The sequence below is a fragment of the Frondihabitans sp. PAMC 28766 genome (assembly GCF_001577365.1).
Lineage (GTDB): Bacteria > Actinomycetota > Actinomycetes > Actinomycetales > Microbacteriaceae > Frondihabitans.
On record NZ_CP014513.1, the window covers coordinates 684,912 to 700,304 of the forward strand.

General features: G+C 69.6%; 23 protein-coding genes. 11 read left to right on the forward strand and 12 right to left on the reverse strand.

Translation table 11 applies throughout. The features are described from left to right. The first annotated feature begins 161 nt into the window (after window positions 1-161). Window positions 162-488: a zinc ribbon domain-containing protein gene (locus AX769_RS23615; protein WP_066275926.1), complete on the forward strand. Its 327-nt coding sequence runs from the start codon at window positions 162-164 to the stop codon at window positions 486-488. Between the two features lie 24 nt (window positions 489-512). Here AX769_RS23615 and AX769_RS03325 read toward each other — a convergent pair whose 3' ends face one another. The 8 genes from AX769_RS03325 to AX769_RS03355 form a co-directional block, all read right to left on the reverse strand. After that, window positions 513-1,457 carry an aminoglycoside phosphotransferase family protein gene (locus AX769_RS03325; protein WP_239451926.1) on the reverse strand — a complete coding sequence of 315 codons (945 nt, stop codon included), beginning with the start codon at window positions 1,455-1,457 and terminating at the stop codon, window positions 513-515. Between the two features lie 30 nt (window positions 1,458-1,487). Next, complete coding sequence (locus tag AX769_RS03330; protein ID WP_204249308.1) at window positions 1,488-2,276, reverse strand: nucleotidyltransferase domain-containing protein; 789 nt, start codon at window positions 2,274-2,276, stop codon at window positions 1,488-1,490. After that, window positions 2,260-2,820 carry a GNAT family N-acetyltransferase gene (locus AX769_RS03335; protein ID WP_082763452.1) on the reverse strand — a complete coding sequence of 187 codons (561 nt, stop codon included), beginning with the start codon at window positions 2,818-2,820 and terminating at the stop codon, window positions 2,260-2,262. The genes AX769_RS03330 and AX769_RS03335 overlap by 17 nt, the downstream gene beginning before the upstream one ends. A gap of 79 nt (window positions 2,821-2,899) precedes the next feature. Next, window positions 2,900-3,850 (reverse strand): NADP-dependent oxidoreductase, encoded by a 951-nt coding sequence (locus AX769_RS03340; RefSeq protein WP_066275929.1) that lies wholly within the window; start codon window positions 3,848-3,850, stop codon window positions 2,900-2,902. An 84-nt stretch (window positions 3,851-3,934) separates the two neighbouring features. Then, window positions 3,935-5,197 carry a type II toxin-antitoxin system HipA family toxin gene (locus AX769_RS03345; RefSeq protein ID WP_066275931.1) on the reverse strand — a complete coding sequence of 421 codons (1,263 nt, stop codon included), beginning with the start codon at window positions 5,195-5,197 and terminating at the stop codon, window positions 3,935-3,937. Then, window positions 5,194-5,490: a helix-turn-helix domain-containing protein gene (locus AX769_RS03350; RefSeq protein ID WP_157887420.1), complete on the reverse strand. Its 297-nt coding sequence runs from the start codon at window positions 5,488-5,490 to the stop codon at window positions 5,194-5,196. Before AX769_RS03350 ends, AX769_RS03345 begins: the two co-directional genes overlap by 4 nt. Before the next feature lie 167 nt (window positions 5,491-5,657). Further along, window positions 5,658-5,804: a hypothetical protein gene (locus tag AX769_RS25905; protein ID WP_369824061.1), complete on the reverse strand. Its 147-nt coding sequence runs from the start codon at window positions 5,802-5,804 to the stop codon at window positions 5,658-5,660. A 121-nt stretch (window positions 5,805-5,925) separates the two neighbouring features. Then, complete coding sequence (locus tag AX769_RS03355) at window positions 5,926-6,786, reverse strand: oxidoreductase (protein ID WP_066275940.1); 861 nt, start codon at window positions 6,784-6,786, stop codon at window positions 5,926-5,928. A gap of 63 nt (window positions 6,787-6,849) precedes the next feature. On the opposite strand from AX769_RS03355, the gene AX769_RS03360 reads away from it, so the two are divergent. Together AX769_RS03360 and AX769_RS03365 are read left to right on the forward strand one after the other, a co-directional pair. Beyond that, window positions 6,850-7,452, forward strand: coding sequence for a TetR/AcrR family transcriptional regulator (locus tag AX769_RS03360; protein WP_066275943.1), 603 nt, complete (start codon window positions 6,850-6,852; stop codon window positions 7,450-7,452). Between the two features lie 31 nt (window positions 7,453-7,483). Next, a complete protein-coding gene (locus AX769_RS03365) occupies window positions 7,484-7,720 on the forward strand; it encodes a uracil-DNA glycosylase family protein (RefSeq protein ID WP_204249309.1) in 237 nt (78 codons plus the stop codon). A 1-nt stretch (window position 7,721) separates the two neighbouring features. On the opposite strand, the gene AX769_RS03370 is transcribed toward AX769_RS03365, so the two are convergent. Continuing rightward, window positions 7,722-8,237 carry an ATP-binding protein gene (locus tag AX769_RS03370; RefSeq protein ID WP_066275947.1) on the reverse strand — a complete coding sequence of 172 codons (516 nt, stop codon included), beginning with the start codon at window positions 8,235-8,237 and terminating at the stop codon, window positions 7,722-7,724. A gap of 59 nt (window positions 8,238-8,296) precedes the next feature. Between AX769_RS03370 and AX769_RS03375 the strand changes: the two genes are divergently transcribed. Then, window positions 8,297-8,995, forward strand: coding sequence for a VOC family protein (locus tag AX769_RS03375; protein WP_066275949.1), 699 nt, complete (start codon window positions 8,297-8,299; stop codon window positions 8,993-8,995). Between the two features lie 281 nt (window positions 8,996-9,276). Here the strand turns inward: AX769_RS03375 and AX769_RS03380 are convergent, their stop codons facing one another. The 3 genes from AX769_RS03380 to AX769_RS03390 are packed head-to-tail and all read right to left on the reverse strand — an operon-like array spanning window position 9,277 to window position 10,663. Further along, window positions 9,277-9,627, reverse strand: coding sequence for a hypothetical protein (locus AX769_RS03380; RefSeq protein WP_066275951.1), 351 nt, complete (start codon window positions 9,625-9,627; stop codon window positions 9,277-9,279). Continuing rightward, a complete protein-coding gene (locus AX769_RS03385; RefSeq protein ID WP_066275954.1) occupies window positions 9,624-10,226 on the reverse strand; it encodes an Asp23/Gls24 family envelope stress response protein in 603 nt (200 codons plus the stop codon). The genes AX769_RS03380 and AX769_RS03385 overlap by 4 nt, the downstream gene beginning before the upstream one ends. Beyond that, window positions 10,217-10,663, reverse strand: coding sequence for an RNA polymerase sigma factor (locus tag AX769_RS03390; RefSeq protein WP_239451927.1), 447 nt, complete (start codon window positions 10,661-10,663; stop codon window positions 10,217-10,219). The genes AX769_RS03385 and AX769_RS03390 overlap by 10 nt, the downstream gene beginning before the upstream one ends. Window positions 10,664-11,070: 407 nt before the next feature. Here AX769_RS03390 and AX769_RS03395 point away from each other — a divergent pair, with 407 nt between their 5' ends. The 7 genes from AX769_RS03395 to aqpZ all read left to right on the forward strand — a co-directional run bounded on the left by AX769_RS03395 (window position 11,071) and on the right by aqpZ (window position 15,362). Further along, window positions 11,071-12,063, forward strand: a complete 993-nt coding sequence (locus AX769_RS03395; protein ID WP_066275961.1) for a helix-turn-helix domain-containing protein — start codon at window positions 11,071-11,073, stop codon at window positions 12,061-12,063. Window positions 12,064-12,237: 174 nt separating this feature from the next. Next, on the forward strand, window positions 12,238-12,684 hold the full coding sequence (locus AX769_RS03400; protein ID WP_066275963.1) for an Asp23/Gls24 family envelope stress response protein: 447 nt from the start codon (window positions 12,238-12,240) through the stop codon (window positions 12,682-12,684). Further along, window positions 12,681-12,869: a DUF2273 domain-containing protein gene (locus AX769_RS03405; RefSeq protein WP_066275966.1), complete on the forward strand. Its 189-nt coding sequence runs from the start codon at window positions 12,681-12,683 to the stop codon at window positions 12,867-12,869. Before AX769_RS03400 ends, AX769_RS03405 begins: the two co-directional genes overlap by 4 nt. After that, the gene (locus AX769_RS03410; protein ID WP_239451928.1) at window positions 12,866-13,267 is read left to right on the forward strand and encodes a hypothetical protein; all 402 of its coding nucleotides are present in this window, start codon (window positions 12,866-12,868) and stop codon (window positions 13,265-13,267) included. The genes AX769_RS03405 and AX769_RS03410 overlap by 4 nt, the downstream gene beginning before the upstream one ends. Beyond that, window positions 13,264-13,839 carry a DUF6286 domain-containing protein gene (locus AX769_RS03415; protein WP_066275969.1) on the forward strand — a complete coding sequence of 192 codons (576 nt, stop codon included), beginning with the start codon at window positions 13,264-13,266 and terminating at the stop codon, window positions 13,837-13,839. The genes AX769_RS03410 and AX769_RS03415 overlap by 4 nt, the downstream gene beginning before the upstream one ends. After that, window positions 13,839-14,444: a hypothetical protein gene (locus AX769_RS03420; protein WP_066275972.1), complete on the forward strand. Its 606-nt coding sequence runs from the start codon at window positions 13,839-13,841 to the stop codon at window positions 14,442-14,444. Before AX769_RS03415 ends, AX769_RS03420 begins: the two co-directional genes overlap by 1 nt. 117 nt (window positions 14,445-14,561) lie before the next feature. Then, window positions 14,562-15,362: an aquaporin Z gene (aqpZ, locus tag AX769_RS03425; protein WP_082764003.1), complete on the forward strand. Its 801-nt coding sequence runs from the start codon at window positions 14,562-14,564 to the stop codon at window positions 15,360-15,362. Window positions 15,363-15,393: the final 31 nt, after the last annotated feature.

Consider the following 15,393-nt stretch of genomic DNA (forward strand, 5'->3'; position numbering starts at 1 on the left):
GGAATCGCGGCCCCAGTGGCGCTATTCGTGTCGGATCGGAGGTGCCTCGGCGAAGCGCGCGAAAAACAGGGCCAGGCGGGCACCCCGCAAACGGGGCGAAGTGTGGCGGCGACGGGCGACTCCGGGCTAGGGTCTCGTCATCGCATCATCGGGGGGAAACCATGATCATCTTCGGGTCTCGCACCACGTCGAAAGTCGTCGCGCTGCTCATCTTCGTCTGCGCCGTCTGCCACCAGAAGGCCGGGCAGCGGCTGGTGCGTCGACGCACCTGGTTCACGCTGTTCTTCGCGCCGATCTTCCCGTTCGGGCACGGGTCGTACTCGGTGGCGTGCGCCTACTGCGGCAACGCCTACGGGCTGACGCGTGAGAACGCCGACAAGTTCATCGCGGACTACGAGGCGCTGCAGGTCAGCGCTGCTGCCGACCGCATCCTCGCCGACGAGAGCGCCCGGATCGACGCCGAGCAGCAGAGCAGCGACGGCCAGTAGCGCCCGGCGGGCGGGCTGAAGCGGCTACTGCGGAGGAGACAAGAGCCCCGCGAGCGCAGCCAGCTCGGGGTCTTCGGCGATCCGCCGCAGCGTGCTGCGCCCGAGCGCACTCATGCCCGGGTTCGACTCGCGGTAGTACCAGACGATGCCCATGCACTGCTCGAAGGCCCACGCCGCCCCGCGCCGCCATTCCACGTCGCCGCAGCGGAGCCCGGCCCGCACCACGGCCCGCGGCTCGGCGTCGAGCAGGTGCCACGCCGCGATGAGGTCGAGCGCCGGGTCGGCCGGCCCGAAGCCGCCGCCGTCGAGCACGCCGACGAGATGCTCGCCCTCGACGAGCAGGTTGGCCGGTGTCAGGTCGCTGTGGCTCATCACGTCTGGCCCTGCCGGGGGCAGAGCGCGAAAGACGGCCCAGAGCGCGCGCATGTCATCGACCGGCAGCAGGCCTTCGCTCGACGCGAAGCAGGTATCCATCCACCCGTCGGAGTCGAGCAGGTCGCCGCCCCGACCCGATCCTGCGAAACGGCGCCCCTTGGTGTCGGCGCTGCGCAGGGCGGTGAGCAGCGCGACGAGATCCTGCGCGAAGACCGCCGACGAGGCGAGGCCGTCGGGAGTCGCGACCTCGCCGGGCAGCCAGGTCTGCACCGACCAAGGCAGCGGGTAGCCCTGGGCCGGCACCCCCTGAGCGGCAGGATGCGGGGTGGCGACGGGGCAGCACCCGGCGAGTTCGCGCATCGCCGACACTTCGCGAGCGAGCATGTCGGCGCTCACCTCGGGGTCGGCGGACTGCAGCGGCAGCCGCACGGCGAGGCCCGAGCCGAGCCGATAGATGGCGTTGACCGTGCCGTCGTGCACGACCTCGCGGATCGGCTCGTCGCGCCACTCGGGCAGCTGCTCGTCGACCAGGCGCCGGACGAGGCCTGCATCGATGGGCACCTCGTCGTCGTGCATGCTCGGGCGCTCGGCCATCAGGGCAGCCCGGTCACCAAGGCAGCGCCGTCACCACGGCAGACCCTCGCCGCGGCCGGCCTGCACCAGCAGCTCGCGCGACTCGGTCGCGGCCACGACGAGGGTCGAGGGCTCGGTGCCGATGCGCCCGATGATCCTGTCGATGCCGCGCAGCCCCGCGGCGGTCAGCAGCTGCTTCTCGTTGGTGACCCATTCGCCGCGATGGGCCAGGATCGCGTGGGCGGCGTGGCACGCGGCCTCGCTCAGCAGCCCCGCGCACTGTGCCACGCGCCCGTGGCGGGCGTGCGCGTCGGCGTACTCGAGGGTGTTCACGGCGTTGCCCCACCAGATCGGCGGCGCCGACGCGCGGAGGGCCGGCGGGTAGCCCCACTCGGGCAGCTGCCCGCGGAGGGTGGTGTCGATGCCGAGCTCGGCCAGCAGGATGTAGCTCGGCAGCCCCGCCTGGTGGAAGAGCAGCGGTTCGATGGTGAACTCGCCGCGCACGGCATTGTCGTGGATCGCGTCGACGAGGTCGAGGTCGCGATAGTGCACGTCGATCACCTGCCCGTCGACGCTGAGCTTGCCGCCGCCGTTGAAGACCCGACCCCACCCGCCGATCTCGCTCAGTTGCCCGGGCCAGCCGAGGTCGCGGACGCCCTGCGGATCGAAGCCGCCCCGATAGTAGACGGCGACGTCCCAGTCGCTGTCGGGCCGGTTCGTGCCCTGCGCCCGCGAGCCGCCGAGCGCCACGGCCCGGGCGCCGGGCAGCGCGACGAGCGCGTCGGCGACCACGTCGAGTTCGGCGAACGCCACGGACGAGCGGTCAGGATCCGAGGGCACCGTCTCGCCCTTCCGCCGCGCTCCACTCCGACCGCAGGATGCCCATCAGCACGATGTCCTCGTACCGCCCGCGTACCCAGGCGTGCTGGCGCTGCCGCCCCTCGACGACGAAGCCGGCCTTCTCGTACGCGCGCAGCGCGGCCACGTTCGACTCGATGGCCTGCAGGTGGATGCGCCGCAGGTTGCTGCGGACGAAGCCGAACGCGACGATCTGCTTGATGGCGGCCGTCCCGACACCGCGACCCCTCGCATCCTGCGACAGGGCGATGCCGACCTCGGCGTGATGCGCGAGGTCGTCGAAGCCGAACAGCTGCACGCTGCCCACGGCGACCCCGTCGACGTCGACCACGAAGCGCACGCGGCTGCCCGACGTGTCGAGGTCGGCGGCTGCGCGCTTCTCGTCGAAGGCCGCTCGCGTCAGCGGGGCGGGTCGCGACGGGCCGCGTTCTTCCCAGGAGGCGAGGTCGGCCGCCACCTCGAACAGCACGTCGAGGTCGGCGCCGGTGACGGGCCGCAGCGTCACGGCCCCCGGTGGCGTACTCATTCGCCCCACCCTAGAAGAGTCGACGGCGGTGCGCTACGGGTGTGGCCGGCGGGCGCCGCCGGGAGTCGGCCGCCGTCCGCTACGGGACGAGCACGACCTTGCCGTGCGGCGCGCCCGACAGGCTCAGCTCGGCGGCGGCTCGCCACTCGTCGAACGGGAACGTCGCGACCACGGGGACCGTGAAGTCGCCGGCGGCAGCGAGCGCCGCGTAGTCGGCCAGGAAGTCGGCGCTGGGGAAGCCGCCGGCGGCCATCAGCTCGTCGACGTTCACGCGGGCGCCCTGGCCGCGGGCCTCGTCGTGGTTGCTGATCGTGACGACGCGCCTCGGGTCGCCAGTGATCTCGATGAGGGCGGCGATCGCGCCGGGGTTGGGCCGCGATACGTCGAGAGCGTGATCGACCCCGCCGTTGGCGAGCGCCCGGACCCGGTCGACCATCCCGTCGCCGTAAGCGGTGACCGACGCGCCGAAGGCCTCGAGGTCGGAGGCGAAGGTGGGGCCGGCCGTGGCGATCACGCGCGCGCCGCGGCCGAGCGCGACCTGCACGGCGGCGAAGCCGACCATGCCGCCCGCGCCGTGGACGAGCACCGTCTCGCCGGGCTGGATGTCCATCAGGTCGAGGGTCCACACCGCGGTCTCGAGCACCATCGGCAGCACCGCGGCTCGAGCGGCGTCGAGCCCCTCGGGCACCGCGAACCACAGGTTCAGGATCGCGATGTCGGCGACGCCCGCACTCGGCTGCGCGACGAAGTCGGCCGACCCGAACACGAGGTCGCCGACCGAGACGTCGTCGACTCCATCGCCTATGGCGTCCACAGTGCCGGCCACGTCGAATCCGATGCCCCGCGGCAGGGCGCCGGGCATGAAGCCGCGGCAGAGCTCCCAGTCGGCGGGGTTCAGGCCTGCTGCTCTCACGCGCACGCGGATGCGGCCCGCACCGGGGTCTGGCACCTCCACCTGCTCCTGCACCAGGACGTCCAGGGGTTCGCCGACCTCGTGGAATCGGACGGCTCGTGACTCGACTGCGCTCATGACGCTCTCCTTCGCGACGTGCCTACGAGACAATTCTGCCTCGTAGCGTCAGTCACAGACGTTACCACGTTACGTCAGCAACTGTCACAACGTCAGGGCCCAGGTGAGTTGCGGCCCCTCGAAGGCAGTTCGGTAGGCCTCCTGGTCGACCGGGACGATGCCGAGAGCGGCCGCCGTCCTCTGCCACTCGCCGACGGCCTCCGCTACGCGGCGGATGATCTCGCTGGCCCCCGCCGGCCGAAGCCGGAAGACATCGGCGCTGTCGAGAAGATGCGTGAGCTGCCGATCCCCCGGGTCGTCCGAGCCGTTGATCGGCCTCGAGTCGATCACTCCGCGCTGACGGCTCGGGTTCACGTCGAACAGCGGCGACAGGCGCCACCCGTCGTCGGGATGCAGGAAGGCGTGATTGCGCCAGTGATCGTCGACGTTGTTGACCAAGACGGACAGGGCGATTCGGCCGAACATCTCGTGGAGGTCGTCGGCGGGCTCGACGCTCCATCGATCGATGGCGTCGGCGAAGTCCTCATACGTTCGGCGAGAGCCGTCGTCGTGCGCCCCGAGCTCGAGCGCCGTCCTCCCCGAGATGTAGCCGAGTCGGGATCCGGAGGCGTCTCGGTCGAAGCGCTCTGACACCAGGACCGCCCGGCCGGCACCGGGAGACGCGACAGTCCAGGTCGGAGTCCGCAGGCCCGCGGCACGAGCAAGGGTCAGCGCCACTGCCTCCCACCGTTCGACGTCGTGCCGGCCATCCTTCGAGTGGGGCAGTTTGGCGATCGCGAGACGCCCCGCATCAGTGACGACGTTCGCCTTCGGCCGGGCGCCACCGGGAGACGTCGCGATGTCGCCGAGGTAGGCGAGGTCGTCGTCGGTCGCCTCGTCGTCTTCATAGCGCTGTGCCGCGTCGATGACACGCTCGAGGTCGTGGATGTTCGCCACCCCGGGCACGTCGGACACCCACGAGTCGTCCGTTCGAAATCGGAGCGCGCCGATCCGCGTGTGATCCGAGACGCCGAGCAGGTAGTCGAATTCGCCGAGCCGTGCGGGGAGCGAGGGGTCGTCCTGTCGACGTCGCGCGTGGACGACTCGGATGAGCTTCTGACCCCAGTCATCGGGCGCGGCGTCGCTGAAAGCGCCCGGCAGCGTGCTGCTCGCCGCCGTATAGATGCGCCCGGGTCGGAGGGGGAGATCGGGGGATATCTGCCAGCCGTCAGTGAGGAACGACGCGTCGTACTCGAACGACGAGGATGCGAGGTTCCGCCCTCCGGCGAACGACGGGCGCAGTGTCCCTACGCGGCGATCCTGCGCCCCGGTCGTCGTCCACACTTGGACGTCGTGCTGATCGATCACAGCGTGCCGCCGTTGCGGAGGATCTCGTCGATCCGCACCCGGGCGACCTCGCTCTTGTAGGGGTCGATGCCGGCGACGGCGGTGTCGGCGATGCCGAGCGCCCCCAGGACGGCGAAGAGGGAATCGATGCGGCCACCCTCGCCGGCCTCGATGGCGCGAAGCGTCTGGCGTGAGACGGCCGCCCGGTCGGCCAGCTCGGACGCCGACATCCCGTTGACCGCGCGCCAGCGGCGGATGTTCTCACCGAAGTCGGCGAGCTGCCGCCGCCGCCGGGGCGAAGAGCGTTGCACCATGAAGGCCTCCTGGTCGAAAATCATGCCATAAATAGGCAAATCTGGCATGATTTTCGGTCAAGGGAATGGTCGGGGTAGACACTCAGGGAATGAAGCGCTCGCGTCGATACCGCTCGAAGAGGTCGACGAAGGCCTGCTCGGTGCGGCGGTACGCGACGAAACCGGCGTCACGGCTCTTGCCCATGTCGATGGACGCCGGCGTCGGTCATGTCGGTGAGCCCGTTCCACTGGGCCGCGCTGACGGGGAAGACGAAGTCGAGGCCGAGCTCTCGGGCGAGAGTCGCCTGCACCGCGATCGTCAGACCCATGTTCATGGCGTTGCTCCCACGACGAGCGCAGTGCGGGCGGGCGGGGCTGATATCTCTGAGTCGGAAGGCACCCTGACGCCAACGGGCGCCGCCGCGTTCTCTTCCGCCTCCGCTCTCGGCGGATGGCTCAGAGAGGGAACGAGACACCCGTCATCTGCTCGGACTTCTGCCAGAGTCGAGAGGCGAGCGTGGCATCCTGCGCTCGCTTGGATCGCCCGATGAGCTCGGCGCCGCCGCGCATGTGCATGAACCGTTCGGGGCCCGTGAAGCTGCCGCCGGGGAGGTCGCCGGTCGCGGCCAGCAGCACGGGCAGAGCACCCTCTTCGGGGCTCTGCGCGAGCAGACGAGTCAGCACCCGGGTCACGCCGGTCGAGGTTCCCGTCATGTTCGTCGCGACGAACCCGGGGTGCGCGGCCAGCGCGGTGACGCTCGAACCGACGGCCGAGAGTCGCCGCTGCAACTCTGCGATGAAGAGGATGTTCGCGAGCTTCGACGATGCGTACGCTCGCGACTCTTTGTAGGGAGAACGCTCGGCGTTCAGATCGTCGAGGTCGAGTCGGCCCATGCGCTCGGCCTGCGACGACAGCGAGACGACGCGGCCCGTGATGTGCGGCAGCAGCAGGTTCGTCAGCGCGAAGGGGCCGAGGTGGTTCGTGCCGAACTGCAGCTCGAAGCCGTCGGCCGAGCGCTGCAGCGAGGCCGACGAGACGCCGGCGTTGTTGACGAGAGTGTCGATCGGTTCGTGCCACGCGCTCGCGAAGCGGCGCACCGAAGCCAGGTCGGCGAGATCGAGGGGCAGGATCACGGTGTCCCCGGCGATCGACGACGCCACGTCCGCGCCCTTTTGCACGTTGCGGACGGCGAGAACCACACGGGCATTCGCCTGAGCCAGCGCCCGCGCGGTGGCGAGGCCGATGCCGCTCGTGGCGCCGGTCACGATGACGGTGCGGCCGCTGAGGTCGGGAAGATTCGGAGTGGAAGAAGGCATGCGGGCAAGACTAGGCACTGTCTAGTAACTAGTCAATGGCTAGTTAGCGCTTATACTCAGGGGATGACGGTGCGGCCCTTCCATCACGGCAATCTGCGCGCCGTGCTGCTCGAGCAGGCCGAGATCCTGCTGCGCGCAGGCGGTGCCGACGGCCTGTCGCTTCGCGAGCTCGCGCGGCACGCGGGGGTCAGCCACGGGGCGCCCCGAAGCCACTTCATCGACCGGCAGGCCCTTCTCGACGCGCTCGCCGTGCGAGGGTTCGAGCGGCTGACCGAGGCCGTCCGAGCTGCTCTGGCGAGTGAGGCGTCGATCGAGCGGCGATTCCGGGCTGTCGGGCACGCTTACGTCGACTTCGCCGTGGATGACGCGGCCCTGATGGAGCTGATGTTCGCCGCGAAGGTGAGCGACCCGGCCGCCGACGTCGAGCAGGCCGCCGGCCGCCTCTTCGCGACTCTGGACGCGGCCATGGCGGATGCCTCCGCCGGGGCGCCCGGCGCAGACGATCGAGACCGCTTCAAGCTGCTGTTCGCCGCCACGATGCAGGGCACGGCCACCCTCATCGCGTCGCGACGGGTCAGCCGAGACCAGGGCGACGCCATCGTCGACGACGCGGTCGACGTCCTCCTCGGTTCGCCTTTGGCGCACCGCGCTGTCCCCCGTCGATGACGGCGAATCGCCCGAACGAGAGGCCGAGCGGATGACTTTCACGCGTGACGAGCTCGCCGCATTCCGCGGCCAGACACTGCCGGATCTCCTGCCCCGGCCGACAAGACTCCTGATCGTGGGCATCAACCCGGGTCTGCTCACCGTGGCCGTTCAGGCCCACTTCGCGCGCCGCGGCAACCGGTTCTACCCGGCGCTCTTCCGCGCCGGCATCACCGACCGCCTCATCGACGCGTCACAGGGATACCGCCCCGACGACCGTTCGCTGTGACCTAGAGCCGGTCGGCGATCGCCTGAGCAACCAGCTCAGGCGTGAGGTACGTCGTATCGACGACCTCGGCCGCGGCGTGCAGCCAGGTGCGGGCAGCCTCGGCGTAGGGCTCGACGTACGCGCGCCGGAAGTCGGACGGCCCGAGCACCGGGTCGTTCTCGATGCGGTCGCGCAGCGTCTCCTGGTCGGCGTGAAGCACGAAGTGACGCACCTCGATGCCGTAGGCCGCCAGCCCCGCGCTGATCTCGTCCCAGTAGCCCTTGACGAGCACCGTCATCGGCATCACGAGGGCGCCCCCGGTGAACTCGAGCACGCGCCGCGCCGTCTCGACGACCAGCGGCCGCCACGGTGCCCAGTGCTGGAAGTTGTCGGTCGCGGGCAGGCCCGGCGTGATGTCCATCAGCACGACGCCCACCTTCTCGGCGTCGAGCACCCGCGAGTCGGGCAGCAGCTGCTGTACGAGCGCGGCCGTCGTCGTCTTACCGACGCCGTGGGTGCCGTTGATCCACACGATCATGACGGGACTCTAACGCGCCCCCTTGACCTCACCCGCACGTGGGATCGCATGGTTGCAGTATGCGAATCACCCACGTCTCCCTTCCTGTCCGAGCTGCCGATGAGTGGCTGGCCTTCTTCAGCGACGTCCTCGGCGCGCCTCGTGCCCGCCCCGACGCATCCCCGACCGTCCATGTCGGCACCAGCACCGTCGACTTCCGGCAGGATGCCGGGCAGCAGGGTGATCACCACCTCGCGTTCGCCATCCCCGAGGCGCAGTTGGACGAGGCCAAGGAGTGGCTCGACCGCCGGGCAGCGCTCCTGCTCGTCGACGGAGCCGACGAGGTCGAGTGCTCGCCGGCCTGGGACGCCCACTCGGTCTACTTCGACGGCCCCGACGGCTCCGTGCTCGAATTCATCGCCCGTCGCGCCCTGCCGCACGGGGTGCCGGGCCCGTTCACGGCATCGGACATCGTCGACGTGAGCGAGGTCGGGATGACGGCGCCGTCCGTGCCGGCCACCGCGCGCGACCTCTCGACGTCAGCCGGGGTCGGCCCGTACGGAGGCGAGCCGGGCCCCACGTTCGCCCCGGTCGGGACGGTCGAGGGTCTCTTGATCCTGGTCGCTGAGGGAAGGACGTGGTTCCCGACCGACGACCGGACCGCCGCCGCCTCGGCGATCGCCGTCCACGCCGTGGGCGGTCGCCCCGGCCGATACGGGATCGGCGGCAGCACGCTCATCCTCACGCCCGGCGACTGGGAAGGCCTGCGCGAGGAGTGAGCGAAAAGTTACCCACAGGTCAGGATCAGCCGCGCTCGTGTGTCAGGGCGTCCTCACAGAATTGACGCAGGCGGGTGACTGCGCGGCCCGCCCGGCTGGAAACATGTAAAAAGCCCGTGTGTAGACGGGCTCTTTTCGTGAATCTGACCTACCTTCCGCCGCGCAGCCGGTTTCGGCCGGGCCGTGCGTCTCGCGAAAGTCGTCACGCTGCCGCGCTTTCGCGGTCGCGGTTTCGGCGAAGCGGTGACGAGCGACGTCGTCTCGTGGGCCCGATCGATCGGTTACGCGACGGGCAGCACGCCGTCCTCGATGAGCCGGACCTTCACGGTGACGGCCAGGTCGCCGATCGATTCACCTTCGGCCGTCACGACGGTGCGGATGAGTTCGCCGACCCGGCGCACCGTGCTCGGCGCGGGGACGGCCGCGAAGGTCGCGATGTGAGCGCTGATCGTCGTGAAGCCGTCGGCACGCTCGATGTCGACGAGGATGTCCGGCATCCGCAGGGCCAGTTTCACGGCGATCGCCCCGGCGGCCGCCTCGACGATCGGTTGAGCTGGGTAGACGCCGGCCACGCCCTCGGTGTCCCGGATGGCGGCGGTCAGTCGGCGCGACAGAGCGGCGTCGTCGATCATGAGCGCCCCCTCTCTCGCGGGTAGACGTCGTCGATGGTCACGTCGATCCCGACGACCGCGAGTTCGGTGTGCTCGGCGAGCGCAGCGCGGATCCGTTCACGGAGCTGCTCGGCCACCGCCTCGACCGACAGCCCGTATTCGATGCTCGCTGAGACGTCGACCCGGATGGGCTCGCCGGGGGTGGTGACGTCACCGTCGAGAGCGCAGCGGCGCATGATGATGCCGCCCAACGTGTCGCCGGCACGCCGGATCATGCCTCGGACGGCGGCTTCGGTGAGCGCGAGCCGCAACGTCGCATCCGGGTGGCTGATGGGAATGTCCCGGCCAGATCTGACCTCGGCCTTGATCGTGTCGAGCAGCCCAGTGATCCAGGCGTCGTCCCTTTCTGGGTCACGCTGCGCATCGCGCACGAGCGCACTCCACGACAGCTCTCGAAGACGCGTCATGTTCGTCAGAGCGAGTCGGCACGCTGCCGAGTTCTCGATCGACGGATCGACGGGTGTCCGGTCTCGATCCAGGTAGTCGCCGAGCTCCTCCATGGTGTGGCCGTCGAGGTCGTCTTCGGCCGGCACAGCGTTCACGTCGGGTGTCATCGCCATGCCTCCATTTCATGGAGTACGAATCTGCGGGCCCGCGCGAGGAGGCCTCGCACGGTGGGAAGGGGGAGTTGCAGGGCGTCGGCGATCTCCTGGTACGAGTAGCCGGCCGTTTCTCGTAGTAGCCAACACCGTCGCTGGTCGGTCGGGAGTTTGTCGAGCGCTTCCCAGACGGCGTCGAGCTGCATCCGAGCCTCGACGATGCGCTCGGGCGAGTCGACGCTCGGCGCCGGCGGGTCCCACTCGGCGATGTCGTCGTGGTCGCGCCGAACCCGGATCCGGTCGATCGCCTTGCGGGTCACGATCCGCATGAGCCAGTTGCGGATGTGGTTCGGGCTGTCGAGGTCGCCGATCTGCCGCCACCCGGTGAGGAAGGCCTCCTGCACCACGTCGTCCGATTCGATGTCCGAGCCGAGCAGCTTCGCCGAGTAGACGCGCATCAGCGGCCCGTGTCGACGAGCGAGGATCTCGAACGCCTGTACGTCGCCGTCCGCCGCACGGGCGGCGAGAGTGGCATCGGCCGCCTCGAGGAGCGGGTCGTGGTCGACGATGACGGTCTCCCGGGGTCGTTGCGGCGTGGACGAGTGGCTTGGTCATGGATACCACCTCCGAATGCGAGAGCCGATCCCGATGGCCGGGCACCGAGCGCATCCGGGCAGCCCGGCCTGGAGACTGTTCGTTCTGCCCGCCTTTTGGGGGACTGCCGCGGCCATCCGCCTGGTGGCTGGTCGACGAACAAATTCAGGCACCAATTCGTGACATTCGTGCCCGACGACTCGTCCTCATAGCGGCGATGAATCTGTCGCCCCGAAACGCCGATCGCTGGTCGATCGCAAGGAGGAGAGACGTGAGCACCACCCTGCCCCCGAAGGTCGGCCCCCTCGGCGACACGTGCCTCGACCGGATCGAGGTGTCCGGGACGGAGTTCGAGGAGTTGAACCGCCTGGCGGGCCGCTTCTACGGTGGGGCACGGATCCGTGCCGTCGACTCCGACGTGGGTCGGCCGTTCCCGTTCCGGTTCGCGTCCCTGGGCGACGAGCAGGTGGCCCTTCGTCTCTCCACGCTCACAGCGGGCATCGTCGGCGAAGTGGAGCGACTGGACGACTACGTGGTCACCTGGTTCCGCACCGGGGGCGGCACGGTCACCACCCGAGGGGCTTCGATCGATCTGCCGGTCGGCCGACCCTTCGTCCTGCCGTCGGCATCGTCGTTCACCTTCGAGGTCTTTCCAGGGCGACAGAACCTCGTCCACGTGGCTCGGCCCTTCCTCGACGACATCGCCACCGAGTTCCACGGCGGCCCGGCCCAACCGATCGCCTTCCAGCATCGCGTCTCTCCGACCGACGAAGGGAGCGCCTCCTGGCGGCAGACGATCGCATCCGCCACCCCGGTGATCACCGACCCGGAGGCCTCGCCGCTGATCCGGATGGAAGCGAACATGGCGGTGGCCAGGTCGATGCTCGCCGTCTTCGCCTGGCATACCGACCATCTCGCGCCCGTCCTCCTGATGCCGCGGCTGAGACGAGTGCGAGAAGCCGTCGAGTTCCTTCACGACAACGCGCACCTCCCCATCACCCCGGCCGACGCCGCAGCGGCCGCAGGTCTTCACACCCGGTCGATGCAGACGGCCTTCCAGCGCCACCTCGGCATGTCTCCGACCGAATACCTCCGCTGCGTCCGACTCGATCGAGTACGCCGCGACCTCGTCGAACACGATCCCGAGACCGCGACCGTCAGCGACCTCGCCCGGGCCTGGGGCTTCGGAAACCTGGGCCGTTTCGCGGCCGCGTACCAGGCCCGATTCGGCGAGAAACCGAACGAGACCCTTCGGTGCCGCTAGCCCGGAACGCGCCTTCGGCTGGCCGCAAACCGAACCGAGGAAGGATGTTTCGAACAGATTTCGAGACGGGCGTGACGCCCGAAGCAGTCGATGCGTCTGAATGATGAAGCCCGACGAGATCGGGTGCAGCTCCCCGGCCCTCGGGGAGCGCGAACCATGTCAAGGAGAAACGCAATGACGAACGTCGCCCCCACCACCAGCAGCTCGGTCGCCACGAAGAGCCCGGCCTCCGGTACCGCCGCCGGCAAGAACACGATCGCCGACGGCGTCGTCGAGAAGGTCGCCGGGATCGCCGCCCGCGAGGTCCCCGGCGTCCACGACCTCGGCAACGGTGCAGCCCGCGCGATCGGTGCGATCCGTTCGGCGATCAACCAGCAGGACCGCGGCCAGGGCATCAAGGTCGAGGTCGGCGAGAAGCAGGTCGCCGCCGACATCATCGTCGTCGCCGAATACCCCGTCGCCCTCCAGCAGCTCGCGGACAGCGTGCGCTCCGCCGTCACCGATGCGATCTCGACCGTCGTCGGCATGGAGGTCACCGAGGTCAACGTCACCGTCTCCGACGTCTACATCCCCTCGGACGACGACAACGACGACAACAGCACCGAGAGCCGCGTCCAGTGACCACGTCGAGCAAGGGCATGATCATCGGCGCGGTCCTCGCGATCTCCGCCGTGACCTTCGGGTTCTGGGCCATGATCCTGGTCGCCGTCGCGATCGTGATCGGCTGGGGCGTCGGCCGCGTCGTCGAGGGCAAGCTCGACCTCAAGGGCCTGACCGACACCCTCCGCGGGCGGCGGTCCTCGTGACCGCGGCGGTGACGGGCGACGCTCGGCCGGCAGCGACCGTGCTGGCCGCGCCTGTACCGGCGATCCAGGGCCTCCACGGCCGCACGAAGATCGCGCCGCGCGCGGTGCGCCGCGTCGTGTCGGCCGTCACCGCGGACGCTCTCAGCGTCAGCGCCTCCGACGTCTCGGTGGAGCTCGCCGACGTCGACGGCTCGCTGACGGTGATCGCCAAGACGCCCATCCACGTCACCCCTCTGGGTGAGGTCGCGCGACGTTCGCGCGGAACCCTGCTCGAGCGCCTGACAGCAGCCCAGACGACCATCCGCGAACGCTGCCTGCAGCTGACCGGTTCCACCATCGGGCAGGTCGACCTCAGGATCACGGGCGTCGATCTGACAGAACGAAAGAGAGTGTCATGACGACCCCGGGCATCTACCGCCGAGTCGTGCGTCGCGAGACCCACTCGTCCCGATCCGGCATCGCCATCGTCATCGCGGTGATCCTGATGCTGGTGTTCGCGTGGATCGGTGTCGAGGCGGTGCTATCCGCACTCAAGCAGCCGGCCTTGCTCGCGTCCCCCAAGGACGCTGCGGTCACGGTCCTCGCCGCGGCGAGCGCCCCCGTGGGCCTCCTCACTGCCGCCGGGGCCGTCGTCGCCGTGATCGGGATCATCCTGATCGTCGTGTCGCTCGCCCCGGGTCGCCGCGGGCGCCGCGGCGCCACGTCCGATCGGACGGCCGCCCTGGTCGACGACCGCGTGATCGCGCAGAGCATCGCCGGCACCGCCAGCTACGCCGGCGACGTCGAACCGAGCCAGGTCAAGGTCTCGGTCGGCAGACGCTCCGTCGATGTCGACGTCACCCGCACCTCGGGTCGCACGGCCGACGTCCGAGGCATCCAGCAGGCCGTCGACGACGAGCTGTCGTCGTACGACTACCGCCCGAGCCTTCGCGGCACGGTGCGCATGTCGAAGAAAGGCACGGTCGCCTGATGACCAACACGAATCGGTTCCTCAATCGCGCCCTGGTCTTCGTGATCGGCCTCGTGCTGGTCGTGGCCGGCGGTGTCGTCGCTGCCGGCGCTCTCGTGCCCGATGTCCAGAAGCCCGTGGCGCAGGATGCCGAGAACGCGACGAATCCGACGGCCGACGCCCTCTCAGGTGGCCAGCCCTGGATCCTGTGGGTCACCGCCGCGGCGGCCCTCGTGCTGATCCTGCTGCTGCTCTGGTTCGTCTTCCGCCAGGGTCACGGTCGCACGAGCACACTGCTGACGGTCACGAGCGGCGACGGGAAGGGCTCGCCCACCGGCGGCACCCTGACCATCGACGCGAAGGTCGCCGAGCAGGTGCTCGAAGAGTCGCTCGCGCGCGATCCGTCCATCGTGTCGGTCGACGTCGCCGCGTTCGAGGTGAAGAAGCAGAACGTGCTCCGCATCACGGCGCAGACCCTCCGCGGCTCGTCGCCCGTCGACGTGCGGAAATCCATCGACCACGCCGTCGCCGACTGGGACGCGCTGCTCGGCCAGGAGACGCCGGTCGTCATCCAGATCGTCGGCGGCATCCGCAGCCAACGGAGCGGCGCCAGTCGCGTCCAGTAGCACCGAACCGGATCCGTCCGGCCCCGCCCGAACCCGGAGCGGGAGCCGGCCCCCCACTCCCACCTGTCGTCGCACGAGCATGTCTTGTTCTCGCAGGTCAACACGAAAGCCGTCCCCATGAGTTCCGCTCGCCCTGTCAGCCGTTCCACCGCTGAGCAACGCCGTCAGCAAGCGCAGACCTACCCCGCGATGTCGCGCCTCCTCGCCGAAGCCTTCGGCACGTTCCTCCTCGTCTTCGGCGGCGTCGGCACAGCACTCTTCGCGTCGACATTCCCCACGGCGCAGAATGCCGTCGGTGTGGGACACCTGGGTGTCGCCCTCGCTTTCGGGCTGACCGTGATGGCGGGCATCTACGCCGTCGGGCACATCTCCGGCGGCCACTTCAACCCGGCCGTCACCGTCGGCCTGGCCATCGCCGGCCGCACCCAGTGGCGCCACGTGCCCGGCTACGTCGTCGCCCAGATCGTGGGCGGAATCATCGCCTCCAGCGCTCTGGCAGCCATCGCCCGGAGTGGGCCCGGCAATTACCTCGCCTCCGCCGAGAAGACCGGGTTCGCCTCGAACGGCTACGGCGCCGCGTCGCCCGGGCACTTCGGGCTCGTGGGCGTCGCCCTCACCGAGCTGATCCTCACTGGTGTCTTCGTCGCCGTGATCCTGTCGATCACCGCCAAGCCCGAGTACAAGGCGGTCGCGCCCATCGGGATCGGTCTCACGCTGACCCTGATCCACCTGATCAGCATCCCCATCAGCAACACGTCCGTGAACCCGGCGCGCTCCATCGCGACCGCCATCTACGGCGGCCCGACCTCGCTGTCCCAGCTGTGGCTGTTCATCGTCGCGCCGCTCGTCGGTGCTGCCGTCGGCGGGCTGCTGCACCGCCAGTTCTCTCGCACCCGAGCCCTCGCCTCGAGTGAATAGCCCTAGCCCCATCGAGCCGTACGAAGGAGAA